The sequence below is a fragment of the Pseudoxanthomonas spadix genome (assembly GCF_003703395.1).
In the GTDB taxonomy this organism is placed as follows: domain Bacteria; phylum Pseudomonadota; class Gammaproteobacteria; order Xanthomonadales; family Xanthomonadaceae; genus Pseudoxanthomonas_A; species Pseudoxanthomonas_A spadix.
In genome coordinates this window covers 1-25,715 of record NZ_RDQN01000010.1, presented here as the reverse complement: position 1 = coordinate 25,715, position 25,715 = coordinate 1, and the positions used below count along the sequence as shown (strand labels likewise).

General features: G+C 70.3%; 24 protein-coding genes. 16 read left to right on the top strand and 8 right to left on the bottom strand.

Annotation, left to right across the window (positions count from 1 at the left end):
- The first annotated feature begins 99 nt into the window (after window positions 1-99).
- The 4 genes from D9R12_RS13640 to D9R12_RS13625 all read left to right on the top strand — a co-directional run bounded on the left by D9R12_RS13640 (window position 100) and on the right by D9R12_RS13625 (window position 2,358).
- Entirely contained in the window at window positions 100-348 is a 249-nt protein-coding gene (locus tag D9R12_RS13640) for a hypothetical protein (protein ID WP_147475104.1), read from the top strand.
- Window positions 345-1,253, top strand: coding sequence for an EamA family transporter (locus D9R12_RS13635; protein WP_210538950.1), 909 nt, complete (start codon window positions 345-347; stop codon window positions 1,251-1,253). Before D9R12_RS13640 ends, D9R12_RS13635 begins: the two co-directional genes overlap by 4 nt.
- Window positions 1,254-1,320: 67 nt before the next feature.
- The gene (locus D9R12_RS13630; RefSeq protein WP_122231238.1) at window positions 1,321-2,034 is read left to right on the top strand and encodes a glutathione S-transferase family protein; all 714 of its coding nucleotides are present in this window, start codon (window positions 1,321-1,323) and stop codon (window positions 2,032-2,034) included.
- Window positions 2,035-2,121: 87 nt separating this feature from the next.
- The gene (locus D9R12_RS13625) at window positions 2,122-2,358 is read left to right on the top strand and encodes a hypothetical protein (protein WP_014162074.1); all 237 of its coding nucleotides are present in this window, start codon (window positions 2,122-2,124) and stop codon (window positions 2,356-2,358) included.
- A gap of 61 nt (window positions 2,359-2,419) precedes the next feature.
- On the opposite strand, the gene D9R12_RS13620 is transcribed toward D9R12_RS13625, so the two are convergent.
- The 3 genes from D9R12_RS13620 to D9R12_RS13610 form a co-directional block, all read right to left on the bottom strand.
- Window positions 2,420-3,313: a ketopantoate reductase family protein gene (locus D9R12_RS13620; RefSeq protein WP_122231236.1), complete on the bottom strand. Its 894-nt coding sequence runs from the start codon at window positions 3,311-3,313 to the stop codon at window positions 2,420-2,422.
- 63 nt (window positions 3,314-3,376) lie between these two features.
- The gene (locus tag D9R12_RS13615; RefSeq protein ID WP_122231234.1) at window positions 3,377-5,077 is read right to left on the bottom strand and encodes an FAD-dependent oxidoreductase; all 1,701 of its coding nucleotides are present in this window, start codon (window positions 5,075-5,077) and stop codon (window positions 3,377-3,379) included.
- Between the two features lie 228 nt (window positions 5,078-5,305).
- Window positions 5,306-5,635, bottom strand: a complete 330-nt coding sequence (locus D9R12_RS13610; protein WP_244671969.1) for a DUF2782 domain-containing protein — start codon at window positions 5,633-5,635, stop codon at window positions 5,306-5,308.
- 99 nt (window positions 5,636-5,734) lie between these two features.
- Between D9R12_RS13610 and polA the strand changes: the two genes are divergently transcribed.
- Window positions 5,735-8,500 carry a DNA polymerase I gene (polA, locus tag D9R12_RS13605; RefSeq protein WP_122231232.1) on the top strand — a complete coding sequence of 922 codons (2,766 nt, stop codon included), beginning with the start codon at window positions 5,735-5,737 and terminating at the stop codon, window positions 8,498-8,500.
- A 455-nt stretch (window positions 8,501-8,955) separates the two neighbouring features.
- Here the strand turns inward: polA and hemF are convergent, their stop codons facing one another.
- From hemF to D9R12_RS13590, 3 genes are read right to left on the bottom strand one after another with little or no spacing between them, the layout of a single operon-like run.
- Window positions 8,956-9,924 carry an oxygen-dependent coproporphyrinogen oxidase gene (gene hemF / locus D9R12_RS13600; RefSeq protein ID WP_014162069.1) on the bottom strand — a complete coding sequence of 323 codons (969 nt, stop codon included), beginning with the start codon at window positions 9,922-9,924 and terminating at the stop codon, window positions 8,956-8,958.
- Window positions 9,925-9,967: 43 nt separating this feature from the next.
- The gene (locus D9R12_RS13595; RefSeq protein WP_147475103.1) at window positions 9,968-10,594 is read right to left on the bottom strand and encodes a hypothetical protein; all 627 of its coding nucleotides are present in this window, start codon (window positions 10,592-10,594) and stop codon (window positions 9,968-9,970) included.
- A 56-nt stretch (window positions 10,595-10,650) separates the two neighbouring features.
- The gene (locus D9R12_RS13590; RefSeq protein ID WP_122231227.1) at window positions 10,651-13,029 is read right to left on the bottom strand and encodes an alpha/beta hydrolase family protein; all 2,379 of its coding nucleotides are present in this window, start codon (window positions 13,027-13,029) and stop codon (window positions 10,651-10,653) included.
- Window positions 13,030-13,208: 179 nt separating this feature from the next.
- Between D9R12_RS13590 and D9R12_RS13585 the strand changes: the two genes are divergently transcribed.
- Both D9R12_RS13585 and D9R12_RS13580 read left to right on the top strand, forming a co-directional pair.
- Window positions 13,209-14,555, top strand: a complete 1,347-nt coding sequence (locus tag D9R12_RS13585) for an AMP-binding protein (RefSeq protein ID WP_170159264.1) — start codon at window positions 13,209-13,211, stop codon at window positions 14,553-14,555.
- A 48-nt stretch (window positions 14,556-14,603) separates the two neighbouring features.
- Window positions 14,604-15,953, top strand: coding sequence for a class I adenylate-forming enzyme family protein (locus tag D9R12_RS13580; protein WP_122231225.1), 1,350 nt, complete (start codon window positions 14,604-14,606; stop codon window positions 15,951-15,953).
- A gap of 202 nt (window positions 15,954-16,155) precedes the next feature.
- Here D9R12_RS13580 and D9R12_RS13575 read toward each other — a convergent pair whose 3' ends face one another.
- Window positions 16,156-17,169, bottom strand: a complete 1,014-nt coding sequence (locus tag D9R12_RS13575; RefSeq protein ID WP_122231223.1) for a chorismate transformation FkbO/Hyg5 family protein — start codon at window positions 17,167-17,169, stop codon at window positions 16,156-16,158.
- Window positions 17,166-18,548 carry an NAD(P)/FAD-dependent oxidoreductase gene (locus D9R12_RS13570; protein WP_122231294.1) on the bottom strand — a complete coding sequence of 461 codons (1,383 nt, stop codon included), beginning with the start codon at window positions 18,546-18,548 and terminating at the stop codon, window positions 17,166-17,168. Before D9R12_RS13570 ends, D9R12_RS13575 begins: the two co-directional genes overlap by 4 nt.
- A gap of 134 nt (window positions 18,549-18,682) precedes the next feature.
- On the opposite strand from D9R12_RS13570, the gene D9R12_RS13565 reads away from it, so the two are divergent.
- The 9 genes from D9R12_RS13565 to D9R12_RS15930 all read left to right on the top strand — a co-directional run.
- A complete protein-coding gene (locus D9R12_RS13565; protein ID WP_122231221.1) occupies window positions 18,683-18,952 on the top strand; it encodes a phosphopantetheine-binding protein in 270 nt (89 codons plus the stop codon).
- Window positions 18,927-19,679, top strand: a complete 753-nt coding sequence (locus D9R12_RS13560; RefSeq protein WP_244671970.1) for a ketosynthase — start codon at window positions 18,927-18,929, stop codon at window positions 19,677-19,679. The genes D9R12_RS13565 and D9R12_RS13560 overlap by 26 nt, the downstream gene beginning before the upstream one ends.
- Window positions 19,680-19,824: 145 nt before the next feature.
- Window positions 19,825-20,580 carry a lysophospholipid acyltransferase family protein gene (locus D9R12_RS13555; RefSeq protein WP_425476627.1) on the top strand — a complete coding sequence of 252 codons (756 nt, stop codon included), beginning with the start codon at window positions 19,825-19,827 and terminating at the stop codon, window positions 20,578-20,580.
- A 7-nt stretch (window positions 20,581-20,587) separates the two neighbouring features.
- Window positions 20,588-20,881 (top strand): ApeI family dehydratase, encoded by a 294-nt coding sequence (locus D9R12_RS13550; RefSeq protein WP_122231217.1) that lies wholly within the window; start codon window positions 20,588-20,590, stop codon window positions 20,879-20,881.
- Complete coding sequence (locus D9R12_RS13545) at window positions 20,878-21,861, top strand: lysophospholipid acyltransferase family protein (protein WP_122231215.1); 984 nt, start codon at window positions 20,878-20,880, stop codon at window positions 21,859-21,861. Before D9R12_RS13550 ends, D9R12_RS13545 begins: the two co-directional genes overlap by 4 nt.
- Window positions 21,812-22,447 (top strand): LolA-related protein, encoded by a 636-nt coding sequence (locus tag D9R12_RS13540; protein WP_122231213.1) that lies wholly within the window; start codon window positions 21,812-21,814, stop codon window positions 22,445-22,447. The genes D9R12_RS13545 and D9R12_RS13540 overlap by 50 nt, the downstream gene beginning before the upstream one ends.
- Window positions 22,444-24,789, top strand: coding sequence for an MMPL family transporter (locus tag D9R12_RS13535; protein ID WP_170159263.1), 2,346 nt, complete (start codon window positions 22,444-22,446; stop codon window positions 24,787-24,789). Before D9R12_RS13540 ends, D9R12_RS13535 begins: the two co-directional genes overlap by 4 nt.
- A complete protein-coding gene (locus tag D9R12_RS13530; RefSeq protein ID WP_122231210.1) occupies window positions 24,776-25,210 on the top strand; it encodes a hotdog family protein in 435 nt (144 codons plus the stop codon). The genes D9R12_RS13535 and D9R12_RS13530 overlap by 14 nt, the downstream gene beginning before the upstream one ends.
- A 170-nt stretch (window positions 25,211-25,380) precedes the next feature.
- Window positions 25,381-25,715: helix-turn-helix domain-containing protein (locus D9R12_RS15930; RefSeq protein WP_211327657.1), on the top strand; the 335-nt coding region annotated here is incomplete at its 3' end.

Genomic DNA, 25,715 nt, shown 5'->3' with positions numbered 1-25,715 from the left:
GTCGCAGCGCTGGAACCGGCAGTGCCAGCCCGCCGTGCTGGCCCTTTCACCGGGGCGGTCTATCATGTCGGTCCGGCGTGCGGCGCCTGCGACCTCCCCATGACTGCCTTGAACACGATGGCCAGCCAATACGCATCACCGCAGCAACTCGACGCCATGTTGGGCGCGCTGGAACAGGACCTGCCGGCCCTGGTCGCCGCGCATCCCTCGCCCGGCGAATTCTGGAACGCCTTCATGCGTCGCGTCGATCCGATCGAGGACAGCACCTGCGACGACGACGACACCGTGCTACCGCGCTTGAACGCGATGCTGGCGCCCTACGGCATGCGGATCGCTGCAGTCGAATGACCGCGCGCGCCGAGCGCGGCATGGCGCCAGGCGACCTGCTGCTGGCGCTGGTGGTGATCGTGGCGTGGGGCCTGAACTTCGTGGTGATCCGGGTGGGCCTGAACGGCCTGCCGCCGATGCTGCTGGGCGCGCTGCGGTTCGTGCTGGCCGCCTTTCCCGCAGTGCTGCTGGTGCGGCGTCCGGCGCTGCCCTGGCGCTGGTTGATCGCCTATGGGCTGACCATCTCGCTGGGGCAGTTCGTGTTCCTGTTCCAGGCCATGGCCCATGGCATGCCGGCCGGGCTGGCCTCGCTGGTGCTGCAGTCGCAGGCCTTGTTCACCCTGTTCTTTGCCGCAGCGTTCCTGGGCGAGCCGCTGCGCGCGGCCAGCCTGGTCGGGCTGGCCATCGCCGCGGCGGGCCTGGTGCTGATCGGGCTGGACAGCGGCCAGGCCACGCCCTTGAGCGCGGTGCTGCTGACCCTGGGCGGCGGGGCGATGTGGGGTGCCGGCAACATCATCACCCGGCGCTTTGGCGGGGTGGACCAGCTGGGCCTGGTGGTCTGGGGCGCGCTGGTGCCGCCGCTGCCGTTCCTGGCCCTGTCGCTGTGGTGGGAAGGCCCGGCGCTGATCGCCCGCTCGCTGCGGCACCTGCACTGGAGCGCGGTCGGAGCCCTGTTCTACCTGGCCTTCGTGGCCACGCTGCTGGGCTACGGGCTGTGGAGCCGGCTGCTGTCGCGCTATCCGGCCGGCAAGGTGGCGCCGTTCTCGCTGCTGGTGCCGGTGGTGGGGCTGAGCTCGGCTGCATTGCTGCTGGACGAGCGCCTGGGCCGGCTGCAGTGGATCGGCGGGGCGCTGGTGATGGCCGGGCTGGCGGTCAACGTGTTCGGCGCGCGCTGGTTTGCGCGCCGCGCCACACCTGTCGGCTGAGCCACCACAGGGCCTTACGCCGCTGGCCGCTACGGTGCGCCGCTGCGCCGCCGCGGAGTCCATGCCGATGTCCAATCCAGCCGATCTGTCCGCCTTCCCGATCACCACCCGCTGGCCGGCGAAGGATCCCAACCGCATCCAGCTGTATTCGCTCAACACGCCCAACGGGGTCAAGGTCTCGATCATGCTGGAGGAAACCGGGCTGCCCTACGAGGCGCACCTGGTGGACATCGGCGCCGACCAGAGCCATACGCCCGAATTCCTCTCGCTCAATCCCAATGGCAAGATCCCGGCGCTCATCGATCCGGCCGGGCCCGGCGGGCGGCCGCTGGGCCTGTTCGAATCCGGCGCGATCCTGGCCTACCTGGCCGACAAGACCGGGAGCTTGATCCCCGAAGATCCGCAGCTGCGCTGGCATACCCTGCAGTGGGTGTTCTTCCAGGCCGCCGGCATCGGCCCGATGTTTGGCCAACTGGGGTTCTTCCACAAATTCGCCGGCAGCCAGTACCAGGACAAGCGCCCGCTCAAGCGCTACGTGGACGAATCGCGCCGCCTGCTGGGGGTGCTGGAAACCCAGCTCGAGGGCCGCGACTGGATCGTCGGCAGCGACTACACCATCGCCGACATCGCCCACCTGGGCTGGGTGCGCGGCCTGATCGACTTTTACCAGGCCGGCGGGCTGGTGGGTTTCGACGATTTCAAGCGGGTCGCGGCCTGGCTCGAACGCGGCCTGGCCCGTCCCGCCGTGCAGCGCGGGCTGCAGATCCCGTCCCTTGGCTGAGCAGGCCGGCATGACCTCAGGCACTGGCCCCCGCCGCGCCCGCCGCCGAGCATCGGCGCCCACCGTTGCGCAACAGGAATCATCGTCATGAGTGAAGGCCAGGGTTCGACCGGCAACGTGCTTGCCGCCATCTGCAGCTTCTTCATCCCCGGCCTGGGTCAGCTGGTCCAGGGGCGGTTGATCTCGGCGGTGCTGTGGTTCGTGGTGGCCTGCGCGGCGTTCGTGATCACCTGGCTGATCACCCTGTCGCTGTTGCCGTTTGGCTGGTTCATCGTCAGCGTGCTCTCGTGCATCAATGCGGCGGTGTATCGACGCAACGGCTGATGGCGCTTGCAAGCGGCGGGCGGGAAGCCCGGGCGGGCGTGCGGGCGCGATGCAGCCCGCTTCACCCGGCGCGGGCTTCCAGCAGCTTCACCACGCACCACAGGCTGCGGTTGACCGGAGTGGCGATGCCGCAGGCGGCGCCCAGGCGGACGATGCTGCCGTTGAGGTGGTCGATCTCGCTGGGCTTGCCGCGGGCCAGGTCCTGGGCGGTGGAGGAGCGCTGGCCGGCCATGCTGACCGAGATGGCCAGGGTGTCCTGACACATTGTTTCGGGCAGGGTGATGCCCTGGGCGCCGGCCACGGCCAGGCACTCTGCAAAGACATCGGCCATCACCTGGCGCGCGCCCTCGGCCTGGATCAACGCCCCATAGGGCTGCTGGCCGATCGCCGACAGCGCGTTGTAGACGCAGTTGATCACCAGCTTGGCCCACAGCGCCTCGTGCACGGTGTCCGAGACCGTGGTCGGAATGCCGGCCTGGCCCAGCTGCACGGCCAGCGCCGCACTGCGCGGCGAGGGGCCGATCACCAGGTCGCCGCGCCCGCGGTGGCGGACCTGGCCAGGTCCGGCCATTTCGGTGGCCACGTAGACCACGGCGGGGATCACCGCACGCCCCAGCACCTGCTCCAGGCGCGCGGCATTGTCCACGCCGTTCTGCAGGCTCAGCACCTGCGCATCGGGCGCAAGGTGCGGGTGCAGCTGCGCGCCGGCGGTTTCGGTATCACCGGACTTGACGCAGAACAGCACCAGCTCCGCCTGGCGCACTGCGGCTGGATCGGTGCTGGCCTGCAACGGCACCGGGCCGGTGAAGGCGGCCGATTCCAGCCACAGGCCGTGCGCGCGCACCGCCTCGACCAGCGCTGGCCGGCCGATCAGGGTGACCGAATGGCCGGCGCGCGCCAGCAGCGCGCCGTAATAGCAGCCCACGGCACCGGCGCCCATGACCGCGATGTGCATGCGTCCAGATCCTGTTGCAACAAGGGCCGACGACTTTAGCCAATCGCGACCCGCACCGCAGTCCTAACGGCTGCGTGCGCCATCACGATGCGCCGCGCCGGGCGCCACGTCGATGCCACGCTGGCCGGCCTGCGCCTGCGCCTGCGCCTGTGCGCGGATGCGGTCGGCCAGGCGCAGCGACAGCGCCACGATGGTCAGGGTCGGATTGGCATAGCCGCTGCTGGGGAACACCGCCGAGCCGCCGATGAACAGGTTGTCCACGCCGTGCACGCGCCCATCGCGGTCGACCACGCCACGGCGGGGGTCGTCGTGCATGCGCGTGGTGCCCAGGTAATGGGTGGTGGAGCTGGTCTTGATCTCGAACGGCCGGCGGATGTTGAAGGTGCCCACGCCGCTGCGCGCCAGTTCGCGCGCCACGATGTCCTGCGCCTTGTGGACCATGGCGATGTCCTGGTCGTGCCAGCGCCACTGGATGTCGATCAGGCGGTTGCCCAGGTCGTCGCGCTCCTGGCCCAGGCGCACGCGATTGTCGTGGCGTGGTGGTTGTTCGGCCTGGTGCAGCACTTCGAAATAGTCCAGCCGATGGCTGGGCGTGCCGGCCTTGGACCAGCCGCCCACGCCCAGGTGCGAGATCGGTTTGCGCAGCCGGTCGTTGTACTGCTGGGCCACCCCGTCCAGCCCGTACAGCATGGCCAGCAGGTCGCGCTTGCGCAGCCGCGCGCGCTTGCCCAGCGCATCACGCACCCGTTGTGATGCGCGGAAACCGATCTCGCGCCGGCGCGACATGCTGCGGCGGGGGAACAGCAGGGTGCTCAGGTTGACGCAGGGCTCGCCGCGCAGGGTGGCATCGGTGAGCTGCAGGTGGCCCATGCCCGAGCTGCCATCGATGCGGCGCAGGTCGTACAGCGTCATGCGGTCGATCAGCTTGCGCGAGACCGGGGTGAAGGTGCCGCCGAAGATCAGCGGATGGTCCATGAAGTAGCGGCCGACCAGATCGTGCTGGTTGCCGATGCCTGCCCGCTGGCGGTCGTTGGAGGCCAGCAGCAGCTGCGGGGTCGCCAGCCCGCCCTGGGTCAGGATGATGGTGTCGGCTTCGAACACCAGCGCGTGGCCCGGCTGCGCACACGCGTGGACCGCGCTCACGCGCGCGCCGGCCTCGTCCATGGCCAGGCGCGCGGCGGTGGCGTGGTAGTAGCAGGTGATGTCGCCGGAGGCGCCGATCAGGTCGCGGTTTTTCTTCAGCACCACGTCCTTGTCGGCGAACTGGAACATGCTGGTGCGCAGCCCGCTGCCATGCAGCGGCAGGCGCGGTGCATCGGCGCCTTCCCAGTCGCCGGGGCCGTAGTGCCGCTGCGGCAGTTCGAACCAGGACTGGGCGCGCGCGTAGTACGGCTTGAGCTCGTCCAGGGTCAGCGGCCAGCCGCTGTTGGCGATCCAGGCGCGCTGCTCGAAATCGGCCGCGGTCAGGGTGGCCAGGCGCAGGTGGTTGGCGCCCAGGCCGGCATCGACCAGCCACAGGTTGGCGTTGCCGCCGAACCGGCGCGTGGTATGCAGCCCACGATGGCCTTCGAAGACCGAGCCGCTATCGGGCTGGCCGCGCTCGCTGCAGGCCTCGTTCAAGCCGCCGCTTTCCAGCAGGGTCACCCGCAGCCCGCAATGGCGGAGCTCGGTGGCCAGGGCGATCCCGGCCGGCCCCGCCCCCACGATGCAGATATCCGAGCGGACGATCGCGTTGCGGGGCAGCGCCTTGGCATCGATGAACATGGGAGACAGTCCTGAATGAAAGAAGGTCGCTGATGCCTGGCATGCCTGGCCTCAGTTCCCATGACAACGCCGGCTTCATGACAAACAGGTCAGGTTCGGGCTCCGGTCATCTGCAAGGAGGTTCATGTGTTCGTCTGCGCCTGTGCGCCTGTGCGCCTGTGCGCCGGGAGCTGAGCCAGCGCGCCGCGCAATCGATGCTGAACCCGGCTTGCACAGTCGGCAGCCGGCTCACCAGCCATAGAGCTTCCAGTACACCGGCGAGATGTCACCCCGGTTGGGCGCGTTGCTGCGATCGAGCCTGCCGTCGCCGTCATCGTCGTACAGGTAGTAGGTCGGGCCCCGGCGCGGGGTGATCTTGACCATGCGCAAGGTGCCGGCGATCCGGTATTCCTGGATCACATCGCCGTTGGCCTCGGTGCGCACGGCCACCGCGGCATTGGTCAGGTCCATCTCGCTGACCGCCTGGGTCGCATCGCTTTGGCCGCGCGTCGAAGCGCATCCGGTCATCAGCAGCGCGCCGGCCAGCAACAGCGGGATCAGCAGGGTCGGGGTTCTCATGGCGGACGCTCGCTTGAAGGATGGGATCCGATTATCCGTCGCCACGGCCACGCAGGTGTGACGGGCGGCCGGCCAGGGCCTGCGGCGTAGAATTGATTCATGACAAGACTCGTGCTGATCGATGGTTCCAGCTACCTGTACCGCGCCTTCCATGCCTTGCCGCCGCTGACCAATGCTGCCGGCGAGCCCACCGGTGCGCTGTTCGGGGTGGTCAACATGCTGCGCGCCACGCTCAAGGAGAGACCCGAGTACATCGCCTTCGTGATCGACGCGCCGGGCAAGACCTTCCGCGACGACCTGTACCCCGCCTACAAGGCCAATCGCGCGGCCATGCCCGACCAGCTGCGCGCGCAGGTCGAGCCGATGTGCGCCATCGTCCATGCGCTGGGCATCGACATCCTGCGCGTGGAAGGGGTGGAGGCGGACGATGTGATCGGCACGCTGGCGCTGCAGGGCCACGCCGAGGGCTTGCAGGTGACCATTTCCACCAGCGACAAGGATTTCGCCCAGCTGGTGCGCCCGGGCGTGGAGCTGGTCAACACCATGAGCGGCAGCCGCATGGACTCGGATGCGGCGGTGATGGACAAGTTCGGCGTGCGCCCCGAGCAGATCGTCGACCTGCTCTCGCTGATGGGCGACAGCGTGGACAACGTGCCCGGCGTGGACAAGTGCGGCCCCAAGACCGCGGCCAAGTGGCTGAGCCAATACGGCTCGCTCGAAGGTGTCATCGCCAACGCCGGCAACATCAAGGGCAAGATCGGCGAGAACCTGCGCGCGGCGCTCGAGCGGCTGCCGCTCAACCGCACGCTGGTCACCATCAGGACCGATGTGCCGTTGCAGGTATCCGCCCGGGACCTGGTCCTGCGCGAGCAGCACGTGGACGACCTGCGCGCGCTGTACACCCGTTACGGCTTCAACCAGGCACTCAAGGACCTGGACGGCGGCGCACCGGCCGGCGCGGTCAGCGAGAAGGAACCCGGCCGCGCCCGCGGCAGCGGTTTCGTGGCCGCGCCGCTGCCGGCCACGGCCGCCGACCTGGATCCGGCGCTGGCCGCCGCCGGTCACTACGAAACCGTGCTGACCGGCCAACAGCTGGACGCCTGGATCGCCACGCTCAAGGGCGCCGGGCGCTTTGCCTTCGATACCGAGACCGACAGCCTGGACCCGATGCGGGCCAACCTGATCGGCCTGAGCCTGGCCGCCGAGATCGGCAAGGCCGCCTACGTGCCGTTCGGCCACGACTATCCCGACGCGCCAGTGCAGCTGGAGCGCGCCGCGGTACTGGAGGCGCTGCGCCCGCTGCTGACCGATCCGGCCATCGAAAAGATCGGCCAGCATGGCAAGTACGACCTGCACGTGCTGCGCCGCCATGGCGTGGAGGTGGCCGGCTATGCTCAGGACACGCTGCTTGAGAGCTTCGTCCTGAACTCCGGCAGCGCCCGCCACGACCTAGACAGCCTGGCCAGGCGCTACCTTGGCTACGACACGGTCAAGTACGAGGACCTGTGCGGCAAGGGCGCCAAGCAGATCGCATTTGCCCAGGTGGCGCTGGACGATGCCACGCGTTACGCCGCCGAGGACGCCGACATCACCCTGCGCCTGCACCGGGTCCTGGCGCCGAAGCTGGCCGCCGAGCCGGGCCTGGAATCGGTCTACCGCGACATCGAGATGCCACTGGTGCCGGTGCTGGCGCGGATCGAGGCCAATGGCGTGCGCGTGGACGCCGAAGAACTGCGCCGGCAGAGCGCGGACCTGTCCAGGCGCATGCTCGCCGCCCAGCGCAAGGCCACCGAGCTGGCCGGGCGCAGCTTCAACCTGGATTCGCCCAAGCAGCTGCAGGCGCTGCTGTTCGACGAGCTGGGCCTGCCGGCGGTGGTCAAGACGCCCACCGGCCAGCCCTCAACCAATGAGGAAGCGCTGGAGGCCATCGCCGAGCAGCACGAGCTGCCGCGGGTGATCCTGGAGTACCGCGGCCTGGCCAAGCTGCGCAGCACCTACACCGACAAGCTGCCGGACATGATCCACCCCGACACCGGCCGGGTCCACACCAGCTACCACCAGGCCGGCGCGGCGACCGGGCGGCTGTCCTCGTCCGATCCGAACCTGCAGAACATCCCGATCCGCACCGAGGACGGCCGCCGCATCCGCCGCGCCTTCGTCGCCCCGCCGGGCCGCAAGCTGGTGGCCTGCGACTACTCGCAGATCGAGCTGCGGATCATGGCCCACCTGTCCGGCGATCCCGGGCTGGTCGGCGCGTTCGAGTCGGGGGTGGACGTGCACCGCGCCACCGCCGCGGAAGTTTTCGGGCGCAAGCTCGAAGAAGTGACCGGCAACGAGCGTCGCGCCGCCAAGGCGATCAACTTCGGCCTGATGTACGGCATGAGCGCGTTCGGCCTGGCCCGGCAGCTGTCGATCGGCCGCGGCGAGGCCCAGGACTACATCGCCCTGTACTTCAGCCGCTATCCGGGCGTGCGCGACTACATGGAGGCCACCCGCCGCCAGGCCCGCGACAAGGGCTACGTGGAAACCGTGTTCGGCCGCCGCCTGTACCTGGACTACATCAACGCCGGCAGCCAGGGCCAGCGCGCCGGCGCCGAGCGCGCGGCGATCAACGCGCCGATGCAGGGCACCGCGGCGGACATCATCAAGCGCGCGATGGTCAGCGTGGACCGCTGGCTCTCCAACCACGCCGACCGGGCGCTGATGATCCTGCAGGTCCACGATGAACTGGTGTTCGAGGTCGATGCCGATTTCGTCGACCCCCTGATCGGGCAGGTGCGCGCGCTGATGGCCGGGGCCGCGACCCTGGCCGTGCCGCTGGAAGTGGACTGCGGGGTCGGCGACAACTGGGATCAAGCCCACTGACAGGTGGGTACGCGTGCGCAGCAAGTGGCCGCGCGTCCCCGCAAATCCGGAGACCCGCACAGGTTCATGCCGGTTGCGCGAGCGTCGTGCAATGCATGCATCGCAGCGTCTCAAAAGCAGGCTCCATACAACCGGAAAACAAGCAGTTACAGGCGCTTGTGCATTGACGGGAAAATAATTTCAGAACTGGCAAGTTTATGATCTGAATATGCCTTAAATCCAACGGGTTTTTAACCGGAATCTTCACGATTCATCCATGCAGCGAATGTTCTGATGTCCCTCGACAGATGCAAGGTCTGTCGCGGACCGCCCCCCATCCCCTGGGGCCGGTCTCTGGTACGGAGCCCCTCCCCAGGCTTCCGTACCCTGGCCCCGCCGAGCCCCCCCTGCTCTGCGGGGCTTTTTTATGCGCGCGACCGGGCGAGCCTTTGCCCGCGCGATGCAATCCCTTATGCCTACTGCGGCTGCAACTCGCTCAGCCAGTCGCGCGGCACCAGATAGTCGGCCAGGCGTGCTTCGGCGCTGCCGGCCTGCGGAGTGAAGCCGTATTCCCAGCGGACGTTCGGCGGCAGGCTCATCAGGATCGACTCGGCGCGCCCACCACTTTGCAGGCCAAACAGCGTGCCGCGGTCGTAGACCAGGTTGAATTCCACATAGCGGCCACGCCGGTACAGCTGGAAATCGCGCTCGCGCTGGCCGTACGGGGTGTCCTTGCGCGCGGCCACGATCGGCAGGTAGGCGTCGAGGAATCCATCGCCCACCGCCTGCAGGTAGCCGAAGTCGCGCGCGAAATCGTCCTGCAGGTCGTCGAAGAACAGCCCGCCCACGCCGCGGGTCTCGTTGCGGTGCCTGATGAAGAAATACCTGTCGCACCACTTCTTGTGGGCCTCGTAGCGGGCCTGTCCGCCGAAGGGCTCGCACAGCGCACGGGCGGTGCGATGCCAGTGCAGCACGTCCTCGTCCACCGGATAGAACGGGGTCAGGTCGAAGCCACCGCCGAACCACCAGGCCACCGTCTGGCCCTCGCGCTCGGCGCGGAAGTGGCGCACGTTGGCGTGGGTGGTGGGCAGGTGCGGATTGTGCGGGTGGAACACCAGCGAGACCCCGACCGCGCGCCAGGAGGCGCCGGTCAGCTCCGGACGCGCGGCCGTCGCCGAAGGCGGCAGCGTGCTGCCGGACACGTCGGAGAAGCCAATGCCGGCCTGCTCGAACACCGCGCCATTGCGCAGGATCCGGGTGCGCCCGCCACCGGCCAGCTTCGGGCCGGCGCGGTCTGCGGCAACCGGTGGAGACGGACTGCCGCCCTGGGCGCGGCTCCAGGCGTCCTCGATGAAGCGGGCGCCGCCGTCGGCGGTTTCGATGGCCGCGCAGATGCGGTCCTGCAGTCCGGTGAGGTAGTCGCGGACAGTGTCGAGATCGTTCATGTGCGCAGTGTAAGGGCCGCCCTTGCGGCGGCATTGATCGCGATCAATCGCCGCGCGGCGCCGCGCCGGCGGCGGCGAACTGTCCGCGCACCGCCGGCGTGCACAGCGTCCAGATGATCGCGCCGTGCAGCGCGGCCAGGACCAAGGCGACGGCCAAGCTCATCACCATGGCCGCGTCCTCCACCCCGGCCAGTTCCGACGGCAGCGGCTGGCCTGGCGCCTGCAGTCCCAGCTGCGCCGAGAGCGTGGAATCGACCAGCGCCGGCACCAGCCAGACCAGGCCGAAGGTCAACAGCGTCCCGATGGCGAGGAAGACGATGAACCCCACGCGTCCCCACTCCCGGCGGCGCAGCAGGCCCCAGCCCAGCCAGAGCATCGGCGCGGACAGGACGATCCCGGCCAGGCTGATCTCCACGCTGTGCTCCAGGGTCCAGCGCAGCATCGGCGGCAGCGCCAGCGCGCCGCCGCCCAGGGCTCCCAGCAGCTGCTGCACGCCTTCGGCGGTGCTGGCTTGGGCCGCAAGCAGCTCCAGCAGGCCCGAGCCCACGCCCAGGGCGCCCATCGCAATGCTGATCCAGGCCAACCCGGTGACGAAACCCCGGGCGCCATCGCCTGGCGGCATCCCCGGCGATGGCATCGGGGGTGCGGGCAGCGGGGGCGGTGCGTTCATGCGATCAGTGTGGGCTCAATGGGCGCAGCAATCGTCGCGCCTGCAGTACGGTGCCGCTATGGCGCCGGTTTGAGCGCATCGTTGAACAGGTCCAGCACGCGCTTGTACTCGTCCAGCCAGGAATCGGCGCGGGTGAAGCTGTGGCGCTCCAGCGGATACGGTGCGAGCGACCAGTTGTCCTTGTGCAGCTCGATCAGCTTCTGGGCCATGTCCACCGAATCCTTGAAGAACACGTTGTCGTCGATCATGCCGTGGGCGATCAGCAGGCGGTCCTGGAGCCCGTCGGCGTATTCGATCGGTGAGGAGATCCTGTAGGCCTGCGGGTCGAGGTCCGGGGTGTTGAGGATGTTGGAGGTGTACTGGTGGTTGTACTGGGTCCAGTCGGCCACCGGGCGCAGCGCGGCGCCGGCCTTGAACACGCCCGGCGCGCGGAACAGCGCCATGTAGGTCATGAAACCGCCGTAGCTGCCGCCGTAGATGCCGGCGCGGTCGCGGTCGCCCTGGTGATGGGCGATCAGCCAATCCAGGCCGTCCAGGTAATCGTCCAGTTCCGGGTGGCCCATGTTGCGGTAGATCGCCGTGCGCCAGGCGCGGCCGTAGCCGGCGCTGCCGCGATAATCCAGGTCCAGCACCAGGTAGCCCTGCTGGACCAGCAGGTTGTGGAACATCTGCTCGCGCGGGTAGGGCGGATAGCCGGCGATGGCGTTCTGCAGGTAGCCGGCACCGTGGACGAACATCACGATCGGGTAGCGCTTGCCCGGCACCGTCCGCGCCGGTCCGTAGTACTTGCCCCAGACCGTGCCGGCGCCGTGCCGGGATGGCACCTGCACCAGCTGCGGCTGGATCCACGGCTGGGCCTTGTAGGCCGCCGTGCGCGTGTCGGTCAACACCCTGGCCGCACCGCCGTTGGCCGGCACCACCGCCAGCTGCGTGGGCAGGTAGCTGGCCGAGTACTGGACCAGCAGCCACCGCCCGTCGGGCGACTGGCTGAAACCCTCCACGCCGCCGTCCAGCGCGGTGACTTCGGCCACCTTGCCGGTCTTCAGGTCGACCTGGCAGACCTCGTAGCGGCCGGGTGCGGTGCGGTTGCACAGGAAGTAGAACCCGTCGCCGTCGGCGGCCGGCACCGGCGCCGAGGCCTCCCACTGGCCCGAAGTCAGCGCCCTGGGCCTTTCGGTCCCGCGCTGGGTGTACAGCTGCGAGTAACCGCTGGCCTCGGACAGCAGCCACAGGGTCTGGTTGTCGGCCAGCCAGCCAAACTCGTTGAAGCTCCAGTTGATCCAGCCCGGGTCGGTCAGCCGGTCGCGCACCTGCAGGCGCGCATTGGCCAGGTCCACCCCGGCAATCCAGCGGTCCTTGTTGTCGGTGGCGCGCAACAGCACCGCGACATTGCGCGAATCGGCGCTCCACTGGATCGCCGCGCCGCTGCCATCGCCGTCGCTTTCCACCCGCACCGCGCGGTTGCCCTTGAGCGGTTCCTTGCCGGCGGCCTTGCGCAGCCCGGCCAGCGGATCGCTGGTGATCCCGGGCAGGGCGTCGAAGGACAGCGGCTTGGCCGTGCCGGTGCGCATGTCGGCCAGCCATAGCGCCTGCGGCACCGGCGAATTGCGGCCGACCAGGGTGCGCGCTTCCTGGTCCTCGGCGTATCCGGACTCGGTGACGTAGTGCGCCACCTTGCCCGCGCGGCCGGCCTCGGCGCCTTTTTCCTGGGTGACGATGAGCAGCCACTGGCCGTCGGGCGACAGCGCAGTCTGTTCGATCTGGACCTTGCTGCCCAGGTACACCGGCGCCGGCGCGCGGCTGGGGTCGGCCTTGCGCCAGCGGTCTTCCTGGCGGCGCAGCGCCTGGCGCATGTCGCGGTCGTGGGCCAGGGTGGACAGGGTGCGCAGCTGCTGTTCGCGCAGCAGGTCCTCGGACTTGGGCTTGTCCGGATCGTCCTCGGCCCTGGCCTGCGCGGCCTGGGCCACGGAGGTGCCGTTCCAGCGCCACCACTGGTTGCCCACGCGCCAGACCAGCGCGCCATCGCTGCCGAACTGCGGCGCGGTTTCTTCCTCCAGCGTGCGGGTCAGTTGGGTCAGTGCGCCGCTGCGCAGATTGCGCACGAACACATCGCCATTGCGCACGAAGGCCTGGTGCTGGCGTTTGCCATCAAACACCGCGCCGGGCGCGCCCAGGGTGTCGCGGGCATCGTCGGCCACGCGCGTGGCCGCACTGGCCGAGAGCTCCTGGCGGAAGGTGTCGCGGATCGGCGAGCCGTTGCGCTTGAGGGCGTATTCCACGGCGCGGCTGTCCCAGGTCCAGCGGGCGTCCTCGACCGGCGGGCCGATCCAGTCCAGGTCGGCCATCACCTGCTCGATGGTCAGCGGCGTCGGCGACTGGGCCAGCGCGGCAGGGGCGAGCAGCAGGCAGGACAGCACGGCGGCGGGCAGGCGCATGGACAGGCTTTAGTTGGGCAGGAAAACAGCCGCCAAGGGTAGCAGCCGCCGCTCCGCGGCCACATCGGCCCAAGGTCACGCCCGCTCCGCGCCCCGCGCAGAACCTGCGCGCTTGCCCGGGCGGCGTGCAGCGGCCAAAGTAGGCCAGGACCGGCGCCTTTTCGCCGGGGAAGGACTCCATGTCAGCCGTCATCCATTGCGCGCCCTCCGGACGCGGCCTGTGTCCATTGGGCGTGGGCCCGCTGGAGCGCGTCATCGCCCGCAGCGGCGGCCAGGCCATCGACCTGGCCACCTTCCACGGCCATGTACGTGCCCTGGCCGCGCAGCTGCCGGCCGCTCGCCACGCGGTCAACCTTTGCCAGGACCGCTACCGGTTTCTGGTCGCCTTCTGCGCAGTGGCGCTGCGCGGGCAGGTGACGCTGCTGCCGTCCTCGCGCGCACCGACGGTGGTGGCCGAGGTGATGGAGCGCCATGCCGAAACCTATGCGTTGGGCGATGCGGCGATCGACCCGCCACCGGCCGCCTACTGGCGCCTGCCGGCCGCGCTGGCCAGTGTCCAGGGCCCGGTGCCGCAAGTGTCCGAGGACGCGGTGGTGTGCATCGGCTTCACTTCCGGCAGCACCGGCGCCCCCAAGCCGTTTCCCAAGACGCTGGCGGCCTTCCGCACCAGCAATGCGCAGAACCTGAGCGCGGTGGCCGACCTGTGGGGCGATGCCACGCCCAGCATCGTGGCGACCGTGCCGCCGCAGCACATGTATGGCATGGAGATGTCGGTGGTGATGCCGCTGCTCGGCGATGCCTGCGTGCACGGCGGCAAGCCGTTCTTCCCCCAGGACGTGGCCGCCGCGCTTGCGCAGATGCCCGCCCCGCGCCTGCTGGTGACCACCCCCGTACACCTGCGCGCGCTGGTCGAATCGGACGTGACCCTGCCGCCGCTGGCCGGCTACGTCTCGGCCACCGCACCGCTGGAACAGACACTGGCGCAGGCGGCCGAGGCGCGCTTTGGCGGGCAGCTGCGCGAGACCTTCGGGTCCACCGAGACCTGCATCTTCGCCCGCCGCCGCACCGCGCTGGAAACCGCCTGGACGCCGTTGCCCGGGGTGTGGCTGCAGCCACAGCCCGATGGCACCCTGGTGCATGCCCCGCACCTGCCGCAGCCGGTGGCATTGGCCGACCTGATGGAGGTCCAGGCCGACGGCCGCTTCCACCTGCGCGGCCGCCAGGCCGACCTGCTGGAGATCGCCGGCAAGCGCGCCTCGCTGGCCGATCTCACCCGGCGCCTGCTGGCCGTGCCGGGTGTGCGCGACGGGGCGGTGCTGCAGCTGGAGCCGGACCAGATGGGCGTGCGCCGCATCGCCGCGCTGGTGGTTGCCCCCGGCATGAGCGAACAGCAGGTGCTGGCGCAGCTGCGCGAGGCGATGGACCCGGTGTTCCTGCCGCGGCGCATCCGCCTGGTCGCCGCGTTGCCGCGCGGGGAGACCGGCAAGCTGCCGCGCGATGCGGCGCTGCGCCTGCTGGAGTGCTGAGCACGGCGCGCCGGATCTTGCGTTGACCGAATGAGGAGTCCATCACCCATGTCGGCTGTCATCGAGCGCTCTTCCCGCCCGCCACGACCCTGCGCGCTGGGGATCGGGCCGCTGCAGCGGGTCATCGCCCGCAGCGGCGGCGGCGAGATCACCGTGGCCACCTTCCACGGCCATGTGCGCGCACTGGCCGCGCAGCTGCCGGCCGGCCAGCATGCGGTCAACCTGTGCCAGGACCGCTATCGCTTCCTGGTCGCGCTGTGCGCGGTGGCCCTGCGCGGACAGGTGACGTTGCTGCCGCCTTCGCGTGCCCCGGCGGTGGTGGCAGAGCTGCTGGCCCGCCAGGCGGGGAGCTATGCCCTGGGCGATCAGGCGCTGGAGACTGCGCCGTCCCCCTACTGGCGCCTGCCGGAACCACTCGGCCAGGCCGACGGGCCGGCGCCGGAAGTGGACCCCGATGCGGTGTTCGCCGTGGCCTTCACCTCCGGCAGCACCGGCGCGCCGAAGGCCTTTGCCAAGACCCTGGGCCAGTTCCGGGCCAGCACCGCGCAGCTGGTGGCGGCAATGGCCGACCTGTGGGACGGGCGCACGCCCAGCATCGTGGCCACGGTGCCGCCCCAGCACATGTTCGGCCTGGAGCAGTCGGTGATGGTGCCGCTGCTGAGCAATGCCACCCTGCACGCTGGCCGCCCGTTCTTCCCGCAGGACGTGGCCCGCGCGCTGGAGCAGGTGCCGGCGCCGCGCATGCTGATCAGCACCCCGATGCATCTGCGCGCGCTGGTGGACTCGGGCGTGGCGCTGCCGCCGATCGCCGGCTGCGTGTCGGCCACCGCGGTGCTGGAGCAGGCGCTGGCCCAGGCCTTCGAGGCACGCTTTGGCGGGCAGCTGCGCGAGATCTTCGGTTCCACCGAGACCTGCATCTTCGCCTGCCGCCGCACCGCGCTGGAAACCGCCTGGACCCCGCTGCCCGGGGTGTGGCTGCAGCCACAGCCGGACGGCACCCTGGTGCATGCCCCGCACCTGGCCGGGCCGGTGGCGCTGGCCGACCTGATGCAAGTCCACGCCGATGGCCGCTTCCACCTGCGCGGGCGCCAGGCCGACCTGCTGGAGATCGCCGGCAAGCGTGCCTCGCTGGGCGAGCTCACCGGCCGCCTGCTGGCCGTGCCCGGCGTGCGTGACGCGGTGATGGTGCAGCTGGATCGGCCCGGCAAGGTGCGTCGTACCGCCGCCCTGGTCGTGGCCCGGGACCTGTCCGAAGGCGAGCTGCTGACCTGCCTGCGCGGGGTGATGGACCCGGTGTTCCTGCCGCGCCGGATCCGCTTCGTCGACGCCCTGCCGCGCACCGACACCGGCAAGCTGTCGCGGGCCCAGTTGCTGCGCCTGCTCGGGGAACCGACATGAAAGACCGCCGGCAACGAGCCGATGCGCGACAGGCCGCGCCGGCTTCGGCCCGCGGCGACTTCTTGCCCATGGCGGCACCCGGGTCATCGAGTCGCATTGCCGCAGCCGGCAGGCGAACGGGTCGGGTCCGTTGGGCGAGGTGTGGGAGCCGCTACAGCGGCGATGAAGCCTTACCTAAGGCCTTCGCCGCGAGGGCGGCCAGTCACGAACCGTGCACGCCGTCGATTTCGACCCGCAGGTCGCGGCGGCAGATCGCCGCGTGCAGCAGCACCCGCGGCACCTCGGCCGGCAGGGATGCCTCAAGCAGGCCGGCGACCAGCGGCAGTTCGGCTGCCTCGCGGACGTAGACCTTCAGCCGGCTGCCGGCGTCGAACGCGGCCGGCAGCGCCGGTGCATGCCGGCGCGCGCTGGCGATCAGCGCCTGGAAATTGGCAAAGGTCTCTTCCAGCTGCGCCCGGGTGGATTGTGGATGCAGGGTCCGGTGGCCGACCACCGCCGCGGTGCCCGACAACAGCAGCGGCGCATCGACGCTGGCCGGCGGCAGCATCGCCCGGGCAAAGCTCGGCGGTTGCGGGCCGTACTGGCGCGGATAGCGATAGGCGCTGACCTGGCGTGGATTCTCCACCGGCGTGCCGGGCCGGTTGCACGCCAGCCAGTAGACCTGCAGCGTGCGCACCCCATCGACCCGGCCGATCGCGGTGGCGGCCGGCAGGTGGCGGGTGTCGAACTGGCCCAGCCCGCGCACGCGGCCCACGCAGAAGCGGCGATAGCGTTCCTGGTCGCCCTCGCCCTCGGTGATCGCATCCAGGGAGTTCCAGATCCGCAACAGGTGCGCGGTGGCGCTGCTGGCGACGAACCGGGTCAGCAGTGCATAGGCCTGCGCAGTGGCGTCCTCGATGTCGCCGTCGGTTTCGTCGATCTGGATCGCGCCGAACTGCAGGGTGCCGTCGCTGGCCCAGGCGATCGCGCCATCGCGGCCGCGCACCACCGGCCGGGTGCTGCGCCAGACTTCCAGCGGCGCGGCGCCCAGCGGGGTCAGCGGCACGCGCAGATAGCGCGGATCGTCGCTGCCGGGTGCCTCGGGCCCGAAGCCGAACACGGCCAGCAGGCGGTCATCGTCCAGCAGCGCCGGCAGCTGCTCGGCCGGCAGGTAATCCACGTGCAGTCGGGTCGCATCGACCGGTCGCGGCGCCTTGGTGGACTGCGGATGATTCATGCCTGGCCTGCCGGGTCCGGCTGCAGGGTCTCGCCGCGGAAGCCTTCGGCAGGCTGGCACCTGCGCCGACGCCAGGCCTTGAATGCCTGCGGCACCATCGACAACACGTGCGCGCCGTAGATCAGGCGAAAGAGGCGCAGGCGCCGCTTGACCCGCGGCGAATCGAACACATCGCCGGCCAGCATTGCCACCAGCGCCGATTCGACCTGCAGGAAGTCGCGCGGATTGGCGAACAGCAGGCGCATGGTCGGCGAGGTGAAGCGATAGATGAACCATTTGAACTCGCGCACCCCTGCGTCCTGGCGGCGTTGCAGTGCCCGGCGCAGGGCCGGGGCGCGGCGGGGCGCGCGCAGGGCGGCATCGACCATCGCCGCGCCGTGCTCGCCGCTGTGCATGGCCAGGTGCACCCCGGAGGAAAACATCGGATCGACAAAGGCGTAGGCATCGCCCAGCAGCAGCCAGCGCGGGCCGCTCATCCGGGTCGAGTCGTAGGCGTAGTTGCCGGTGGCGTGGACCGGCGCCACGCGCACCGCGCCGGCCATGCGTTCGGCCACCTCCGGGTTCAGCGCCAGGGTCTGGTGCAGGAAGGCTTCCAGCTCGCCGCTGCGGGCCTTGAGGTAATCGGGAAAGCACACCGCGCCCACGCTGGTCACATCGTTCGGCAGCGGGATCAGCCAGATCCAGCCGTGCCGGTGGCGGTAGATGCTGATGTTGCCGGCATCGGCGCCCGGGCGCCGGGCCACGCCGGTGAAATGGCTGAACACCGCCGCCGACTGGTGCTGCGCATTCTTGCGGCGCAGCTTGAGCCGGGTGCCCAGGAACGCATCGCGGCCCGAGGCATCAAGCAGCCATCGCGGGCGGATTTCCACGCGGTGCTCGCCCTGGCGCGCCCACACGATAGGCTGGTCGCGGTCGAAGTCCACCGCGGTCACCTGGGTCTGCTCGTGCGCGTCGACCCCTTCGCTGCGGGCTTTCTCGAACAGGATCCGGTCAAACCTGTCGCGCGGCACCTGCAGCGCAAAGCCGCATCTGGCATCCAGCGCCTGGTCGAAACGGAAGGTGTTGTAGCCACCGTCCTCCCTGGAGAAGTCGGCCCCCAGCTTGAGCGTGCCGATCGCGCGCATGTCCTCCATCACGCCCAGTCTTTCCAGCAGCGGCATGGTCATGGGCAGCAGCGATTCGCCAATATGGAAGCGCGGGTGGCGGGACTTCTCCAGCACGGTGACCTTCCAGCCGGCGCGGGCCAGCTGGATCGCCGCGGTGCTGCCGGCCGGGCCGCCGCCGATGATCAGCACATCCGGGGTGGCCTGCGGTGCTGCGCCGGACGCGGGGCCCGGACCGGGTGGAAACGCAATGGCGTCTGCGGTGGCGGAAGTCATGCGTGCGAGGCCTGCGCGTGCGGCGATCCTGATCCAGCGATCATCATAGCCTGCACGCCGCGCGGCCCGCCGGTTGCACGGGCGCGTCCGATGCACCATCGTGTCGCCCCTTCACCCCCTGGAAGCACCCTCGCATGTCCGCGCAAACCGCCGAAGAACACGAGCTGGCCCAGCTGCTGGTCGAGAGCCTGAACCTGGAAGACGTGGACCCCGGCCAGATCGACCCGGAAGCCCCGCTGTTCAACACCGGTCTGGGCCTGGATTCGATCGACGCGCTGGAGCTGGCCCTGGCCATCGGCAAGACCTACGGCGTCCAGCTGCGCTCGGACAACGACGACAACCAGCGCATCTTCGCCTCGCTGCGGGCGCTGTCGACACATGTCCAGGCCGCCAGGACCCCCTGAGGCCGGCGTGTCCGCGCCCGCGCCGCAGGCCGGTGCCCGGTGGGCAGTGGCGGCGGCGCTGCTGCTGGCCATCGCCTATCCACCACTTGCCCACTGGGCCAATGCCAAGGGCAGCAGCCAGCTGGCCGTGCTGGCCGGGGTGGCACTGGTCCTGCTGCTGCTGATCGAGCCGATGGCCCGTCTGCGCGGCTGGGCCTGGGGGCTGGCCGTGGTGCTGCTGGCCGCGCTGGTGTCGCTGTGGCATTCGCCGCATGCGCTGCTGCTGCTGACCGCGCCGCCGGTGCTGTTCACCGGCTGGGTCGCCTGGTTCTTCGGCCGCAGCCTGGTGGGCGGCCGCACGCCGCTGATCACCCGCATCGTCTGCGGCCTGTACGCGCAGGCCGGGCACGTGCCCGGCCCGGCGGAGCTGACCTATACGCGCCGGCTGACCGGCTGCTGGGCTGGCCTGCTGGCGATGATGACGCTGGCCAACCTGTTGCTGGGGCTGTGGGCGGTACCGGGCGGTGTGCTGGCCCAGCTGGGCCGGGTGCCGCCGCTGGTCATTGCCGATGCGCAGGCCTCGTTGTTCGCCAACCTGCTGGGCTACGGGGTGGTCGGCGGGTTCTTCCTTGGCGAATACGCCCTGCGCGCGCGCTGGTTCCCGGTGCGGCCCTACCGCAACCTGGTCGATTTCCTGCGCCAGCTGGTCCGGCTGGGGCCGGCCTTCTGGCGCGACGTGCTGCGTTGAAGCTGCGCCCACGCACCGGGCGCGGGCCAACAGCGCTTGCGCCAGCACCTGCAGTCACTGTTAAAAAATCGCAAATCCGCGCCGCCCAAGCGGCCGGTGCCCGGGTATCCTGTCGCGCATGAGCCTTTCGACCGACAACATGGGCGTGCAGTCGTCGCGGGCCTGCGGCAACCTCGCCTGGAGCGTCCTCAACGCCCTGCAGCTGGCCTTTACCCTGGCCTGGACGGCCGGCTGGATCAGCCTGGCGCTGCTGCTGCGCGCCCTGGGCACCGGCCCGGAGGTGGTGTTGCGCATGGCCGCGCGCTGTTGGGCGCCGGGCCTGGTCCGCGGCGCCGGCGCGCAGCTGGTGGTGGAAGGCGGCCGGGACATCGACTGGTCCAGGCCGCACCTGCTGGTGTCCAACCACCAGTCGGTGATCGACATCTGCGTGCTGTACATGGCGGTGCCGGCGCCGCTGCGCTTCCTGCTCAAGGCCGAGATGCTCAAGGTCCCGTTCGTGAACTGGTACGCCAAGGCCACCGGCATGCTGTTCCTGGACCGCGACAGCCGCCGCGCCGGGGCCCTGGTCCGGCGCCAGGCCGCCGCGCTGCTGGGCCGGGGCCAGAACCTGTGCCTGTTCCCGGAAGGCACCCGCAGCCGCACCGGCGCGCTGGCGCCGTTCAAGGCCGGGTTGCTGCAGGCGGCCATCGACGCCGGGGTACCGGTGGTGCCGGTGGCCATCGACGGGTGTGGCAAGGTGCTGCCGGCGCAGGGCCTGTTCCGGGTGCGTCCGGGCCCCATCCGGGTGCGCATCGGCGCGCCGATCCCGGTGCGCGATGAAGCCGGCATGCTGCTGGACCGGCAAGCGCTCACCCGGCGTGCCCACGAGTCGGTGCGCACCCTGCTCGAACCGCGCCTTTGACAAGCGCATGGAATTTGCCGTCCCGCACGACCATCCCGCCCTGCCCGGACATTTCCCCGGCCACCCCATCGTGCCCGGCGTGGTGGTCCTGGACCATGTGCTGGATGCGATCCAGGCCCAGCACGGCCCGCTGCACGGCGGCCTGCGCCTGCCGCAGGTGAAGTTCGTCCAGCCGCTGCTGCCGGGCCAGCGCGCGCGCATCGTCCTGGAAGGCGCCGCGCCGCGCTGGAAGTTCCGCGTGCTGCGCGGCCAGACCCTGCTGGCCAGCGGCGAGATCGTGGCTGCCGGTGGCCCGCCATGAACAGCGCCTGGAAGCAGCGTCCGGAAGGCGGCACCCGGTTTGGCCTGCGCCTGATCCGGGCCATCGCCTGCCACGGCGGCCGGCCGCTGGCGCGCGCGCTGCTGGTCCCGATCACCGCCTACTTCATGCTGGTGCGCGGCCCGGAGCGCCGTGCCTCGCGCGCCTATCTCGGCCGCGTGCTCGACCGGCCGGTGCGCTGGCTGGACGTGGCCCGCCACTTCCACACCTTCGCCTCGGTGATCCTGGACCGGGTGTTCCTGCTCAGCGGACGCATGGAGCAGTTTCATGTCCAGGTCAGCGGCCTGGAGCAGCTGCACGCGCAGATGGACAAGGGCCGCGGGGTGCTGATCTTCGGCTCGCACCTGGGCAGCTTCGATGCGCTGCGGGTGCTGGCCCAGGAGCGTCCCGACGTGCAGGTCCGGGTGGTGCTGGACAAGGCCCAGGCGCCGGCACTGACCGAGCTGCTGGGCGCGCTCAATCCGCAGCTGGCCGAGCGCATCATCGATGCCGGCATGGACAGCACCTCGATCGTCATGGCGATCAAGCAGGCCACCGACGCCGGCCACCTGGTGGCGCTGCTGGTCGATCGCACCCGCCCGGAAGACCCGTTCCTGCCGGCGCAGTTCCTGGGCGCACAGGCGCAGTTTCCGACCTCGCCCTGGCTGATCGCCGCGGTGCTCAAGGTGCCGGTGGTGCTGGCCTTCGGCCTGTACCACGGCGGCGCCCGCTACGCGCTGGCGTTCGAGACCTACAGCGAGGGCCTGGAGGTCTCGCGCCGCAACCGCGCCGCCTGCCTGGGTGTGCTCATCCGGGGTTATGCCGAACGGCTCGAGCATTACGCCCGGTATGCGCCCTACAACTGGTTCAACTTCTATGATTTCTGGAACGCCAAGCATGACCAGGGCAAGCTCCACCTGGAGCCGGGTGCTGATGCTGATGCTGCTGTGCAGCGCCGGACCGCTGTGCGCCGCATCGCCTGAGCCGGCCGCCGGGCAGGTCGACCCGGCCTGGATCCTGTCCAGGATCGCCCGGCCCGGCGCGATCACCACCCAGTTCGTCGAACTGCGCGGCTCGGCCCTGCTGAGCACCCCGCTGCGTCTGCAGGGCCGCTACATGCGCGATGCCGATGCCACCCTGGTGCGCGAGGTGACCGCGCCGTACCACGAGAAGATCACGCTCAGGGGCCAGACCGCCACGCTGGAACGCGACGGCAAGCAGCCGCGCACCTTCGCGCTGGCGCGCGCGCCGGAACTGCTCGGCCTGCAGCACGCCTTCGGTGCGCTGCTGTCCGGTGACGCCGCCCAGCTGCAGCAGCACTACACGCTCAGCGCCGCCGGCACGCGCCAGGCCTGGCAGCTCAGGCTCGATCCCAGGCAGGCGGCCGCCGCCCAGGCGCCGGCGCGCCAGATCCAGCTCTACGGCCGCGGCGCCGAACTGCGCTGCATCGAGACCACCGATGACAAGGGCCAACACCAGCGCACGTTGCTGGCCGGCGCCGCGCAGGCGGCGGCCCAGGTCGAAGACGCCGATGCCCTGGCCGCGCTGTGCCGCGGCCAACCCGGGTGAGGCTGCCTGCCCGCGCACGCACCGGGGTGGCGGTGCTGTGGCTGTTGGCACTGCTGGGCCTGGGGGCGTGGCTGGGCCATTCGCTCAAGCTCTCCGGCGACCTGCGCAAGTTCATGCCCGATGCGCGCACCCCGGCGCAGAAGCTGCTGCTGGACGAACTGGGCCAGGGCCCGGGTTCGCGCCTGTTGCTGATGGCCATCTCCGGCAGCGATCCGGCCACCCTGGCCAGGCAGTCGCAGGCGCTGCGCGCCAGGCTGGAGGCGGACAGGGACCTGTTCGCCATGATCAGCAACGGCGGGCAATCGCCCGTCGATGCGATCCCGGGCAGCTGGCTGCCGTACCGGTTCCTGCTGACCGACCGCTACGACCAGCAGCGGCTGGATGCGCAGACCCTGCACGCGCAACTGGCCGAGCGCGTACAGGACCTGGGCTCGCCGGCGGCCGGCATGATCGAGCCGCTGCTGCCGCGCGACCCGACCCTGGAACTTCTGTACGTGGCCCAGCGCCTGCAGCCGGCCCGGGCGCCGCAGCAGATCGAAGGGGTGTGGTTCGACAGGGCCGGCACGCGCGCGCTGCTGGTGGCCCAGACCATCGCCGGCGGCTTCGACCCGAGCGGCCAGCAGCAGGCCGTGGCCGCGATCAACGCTGCCTTCGAGGAGATCGCCAGGGGCACCGGAAGCACGCTGCTGCTGACCGGGCCGGGCGCGTTTTCGGTGGAGATCAGTACCCGCACCCAGAACGAGACCCGGTGGATCGGGGTGTTCGATACCGTCGGCCTGATCGTGCTGCTGCTGGTGGCCTATCGCAGCTGGAAGATCCCGCTGCTGGGCGTGCTGCCGCTGGCCAGTGCCGGCCTGGCTGGCATGGCCGCGGTGATGCTGTGCTTCGACCAGGTCCACGGCATCACCCTGGCGTTCGGCTTCACCCTGATCGGCGTGGTCCAGGACTATCCGATCCATCTGTTCAGCCATCAGCGTCCCGGCCTGGACCCGTGCGCCAATGCGCGCCGGCTGTGGCCGACCCTGGCCACCGGCGTGGTCTCCACCTGCATCGCCTACATCACGTTCTTCTTTTCCGGCGTGGAGGGCCTGCGCCAGCTGGCGGTGTTCACCATCACCGGCCTGGCCGTGGCCGCGCTGCTCACCCGCCTGGTGATGCCGGAGCTGCTGGACCCGGCCACCGGCGATTTTGCCGATTCGAAACTGATGGGCCGCCTGGCTGATGCCATCGAACGCCTGCCGCGGCCGCGCTGGTCGCTGGCGCTGCTGGCGGTGATCGCCGCGGGGGTGATCGTGGCGGTGCCCACCCCGTTCTGGCAGCACGATCTGTCCAGGCTGACCCCGGTGCCGGTCGAATCGCTCAGGCACGATCAGGACCTGCGCCAGGAACTGGGCGCGCCCGATGTGACCTACGTGCTGGCCGTGCAGGCGCCCACCCGCGAAGCGGCGCTGGCCGCCTCCGAGGCGCTGCGCCCGCGCCTGGATGCGCAGGTGGCCAAGGGCGCGCTGGCCAGCTACGACATGGCCGCCCGCTACCTGCCCAGCGCAGGGCTGCAGCAGCATCGCCAGCAGCAGCTGCCCGAGCCGGCCGCGGCGCGGGCGATGCTGGACGCGGCGCTGGTCGGCTTGCCGTTCCGCAGCGAGGTGTTCGCCCCGTTTCTGGCCGATCTGGAACAGGCCCGCACCGCCAGGCCGCTGACCGAAGCCGAGCTGGCCGACACGCCGCTGGCCGCGCCCGTGCAGGGCCTGCTGTTGGACGGCGGCGACCACCTCACCGCGCTGGTCTCGATGAGCGGCATCGGCGATCCGCAGGCGCTGGCCGCCGCGCTCCGGGGCAGTGGCGCCCAGTGGATCGACCTGCGCGAAGCCTCGCGCACCCTGGTCGACACCTACCACCGCGTGCTGGTGGCGATGGGCGTGGCCGCGGTGCTGCTGGCCATCGTGGTGGCCATCGCCCTGCGCGAGCCTCGCCGGATCGTGCGGGTGCTGCTGCCGATGGGGCTGAGCGTGCTGCTGATCCTGGCGGTGCTGCGCGCACTGGGCGTGGAACTGAACCTGTTCCACCTGATCTCGATGATCCTTGGTGCCGGCCTGGGCCTGGACTACGCGCTGTTCTTCGACCATGCCGGCGACGATGCGGCCGACCAGCGCCGCACCCTGCATGCGCTGATCGTGTGCAGCCTGATGACCCTGCTGGTGTTCGTGCTGCTGGCCCTGTCCAGCATCCCGGTGCTGCGCGCGATCGGTGCGACCGTGGCGATGGGCGTGGTGTTCAACTTCGTCCTGGCGCTGCTGGTCTCGCGCCAGCCGCGCGCAAAACAGGTGACCGATGCACAGCCGTGAAGCGATCGCCGCGCTGGTCCCGCACCAGGGCCTGATGTGCCTGTGGCAGGAAGTCGTGCACTGGGACGCTGCGCGCATCGTGCTGCGCAGCCACGGGCATCTCGATGCAGCCCATCCGCTGCGCGCACACGGCCGCCTGCGTGCCGTGCACCTGTGCGAGTACGGCGCCCAGGCGATGGCCGTGCACGGCGGCCTGCTCGGTCAGGCCAGTGGCGCACCGGTGCGCCCGGGCGTGCTGGTCGCGCTGCGCAACGTGGTCCTGCACGTGGACACCCTGGACCAGCTGCACGGACCCCTGCAAGGCCAGGCCGAAGTGCTGATCCACGGCCAGGACAGCCAGCAATACGCCTTCCGCATCCACCACGCCGACACCCTGCTGGCCGAAGGCCGCGCCTCGGTGGTGCTGGGGCAGGCGTCATAGCGAACCGGTGCCTTCAGGTTTTCGCTTCGGTGGGGGCCGCCAGGGCGGCGATGCGGCTTTACCGGAGCGCTTGGCCGCCGTGGCCGCTCCCACCGCATCGGCGACGCGGTACATCTGCGTGACCTGTTTTGCGACTGCTAGTGTACTGTTCTATTCTTGATGGAACTTATATGAAATCCATCGTTCCAACACTCTACGAGGACGAAGTGTGGAGAGTGCAAGTGCGAGTTGCCCCTGAGATTGTGCTGAGCGACGAGGAGCGAGCCGAGTTGACGAGACTGGTTCGCTCCAAGCGCACGAGCGTAAGGCTGGCGCAGCGCGCCCGCATGGTGCTGCTGGCTGCGGACGGCATGCAGAACAAGGAGATCGCCGAGCAAATAGGGGTGGGGCGCGTACAGGTCTCGCGCTGGCGCGCGCGATATGCGCAGTCGCGGATGGCCGGGATCGAGCGCGACTTGCCGCGCGGGGCGCCGCCGGCCAAGGTCGACGCGGCGCGGCTGGTGGA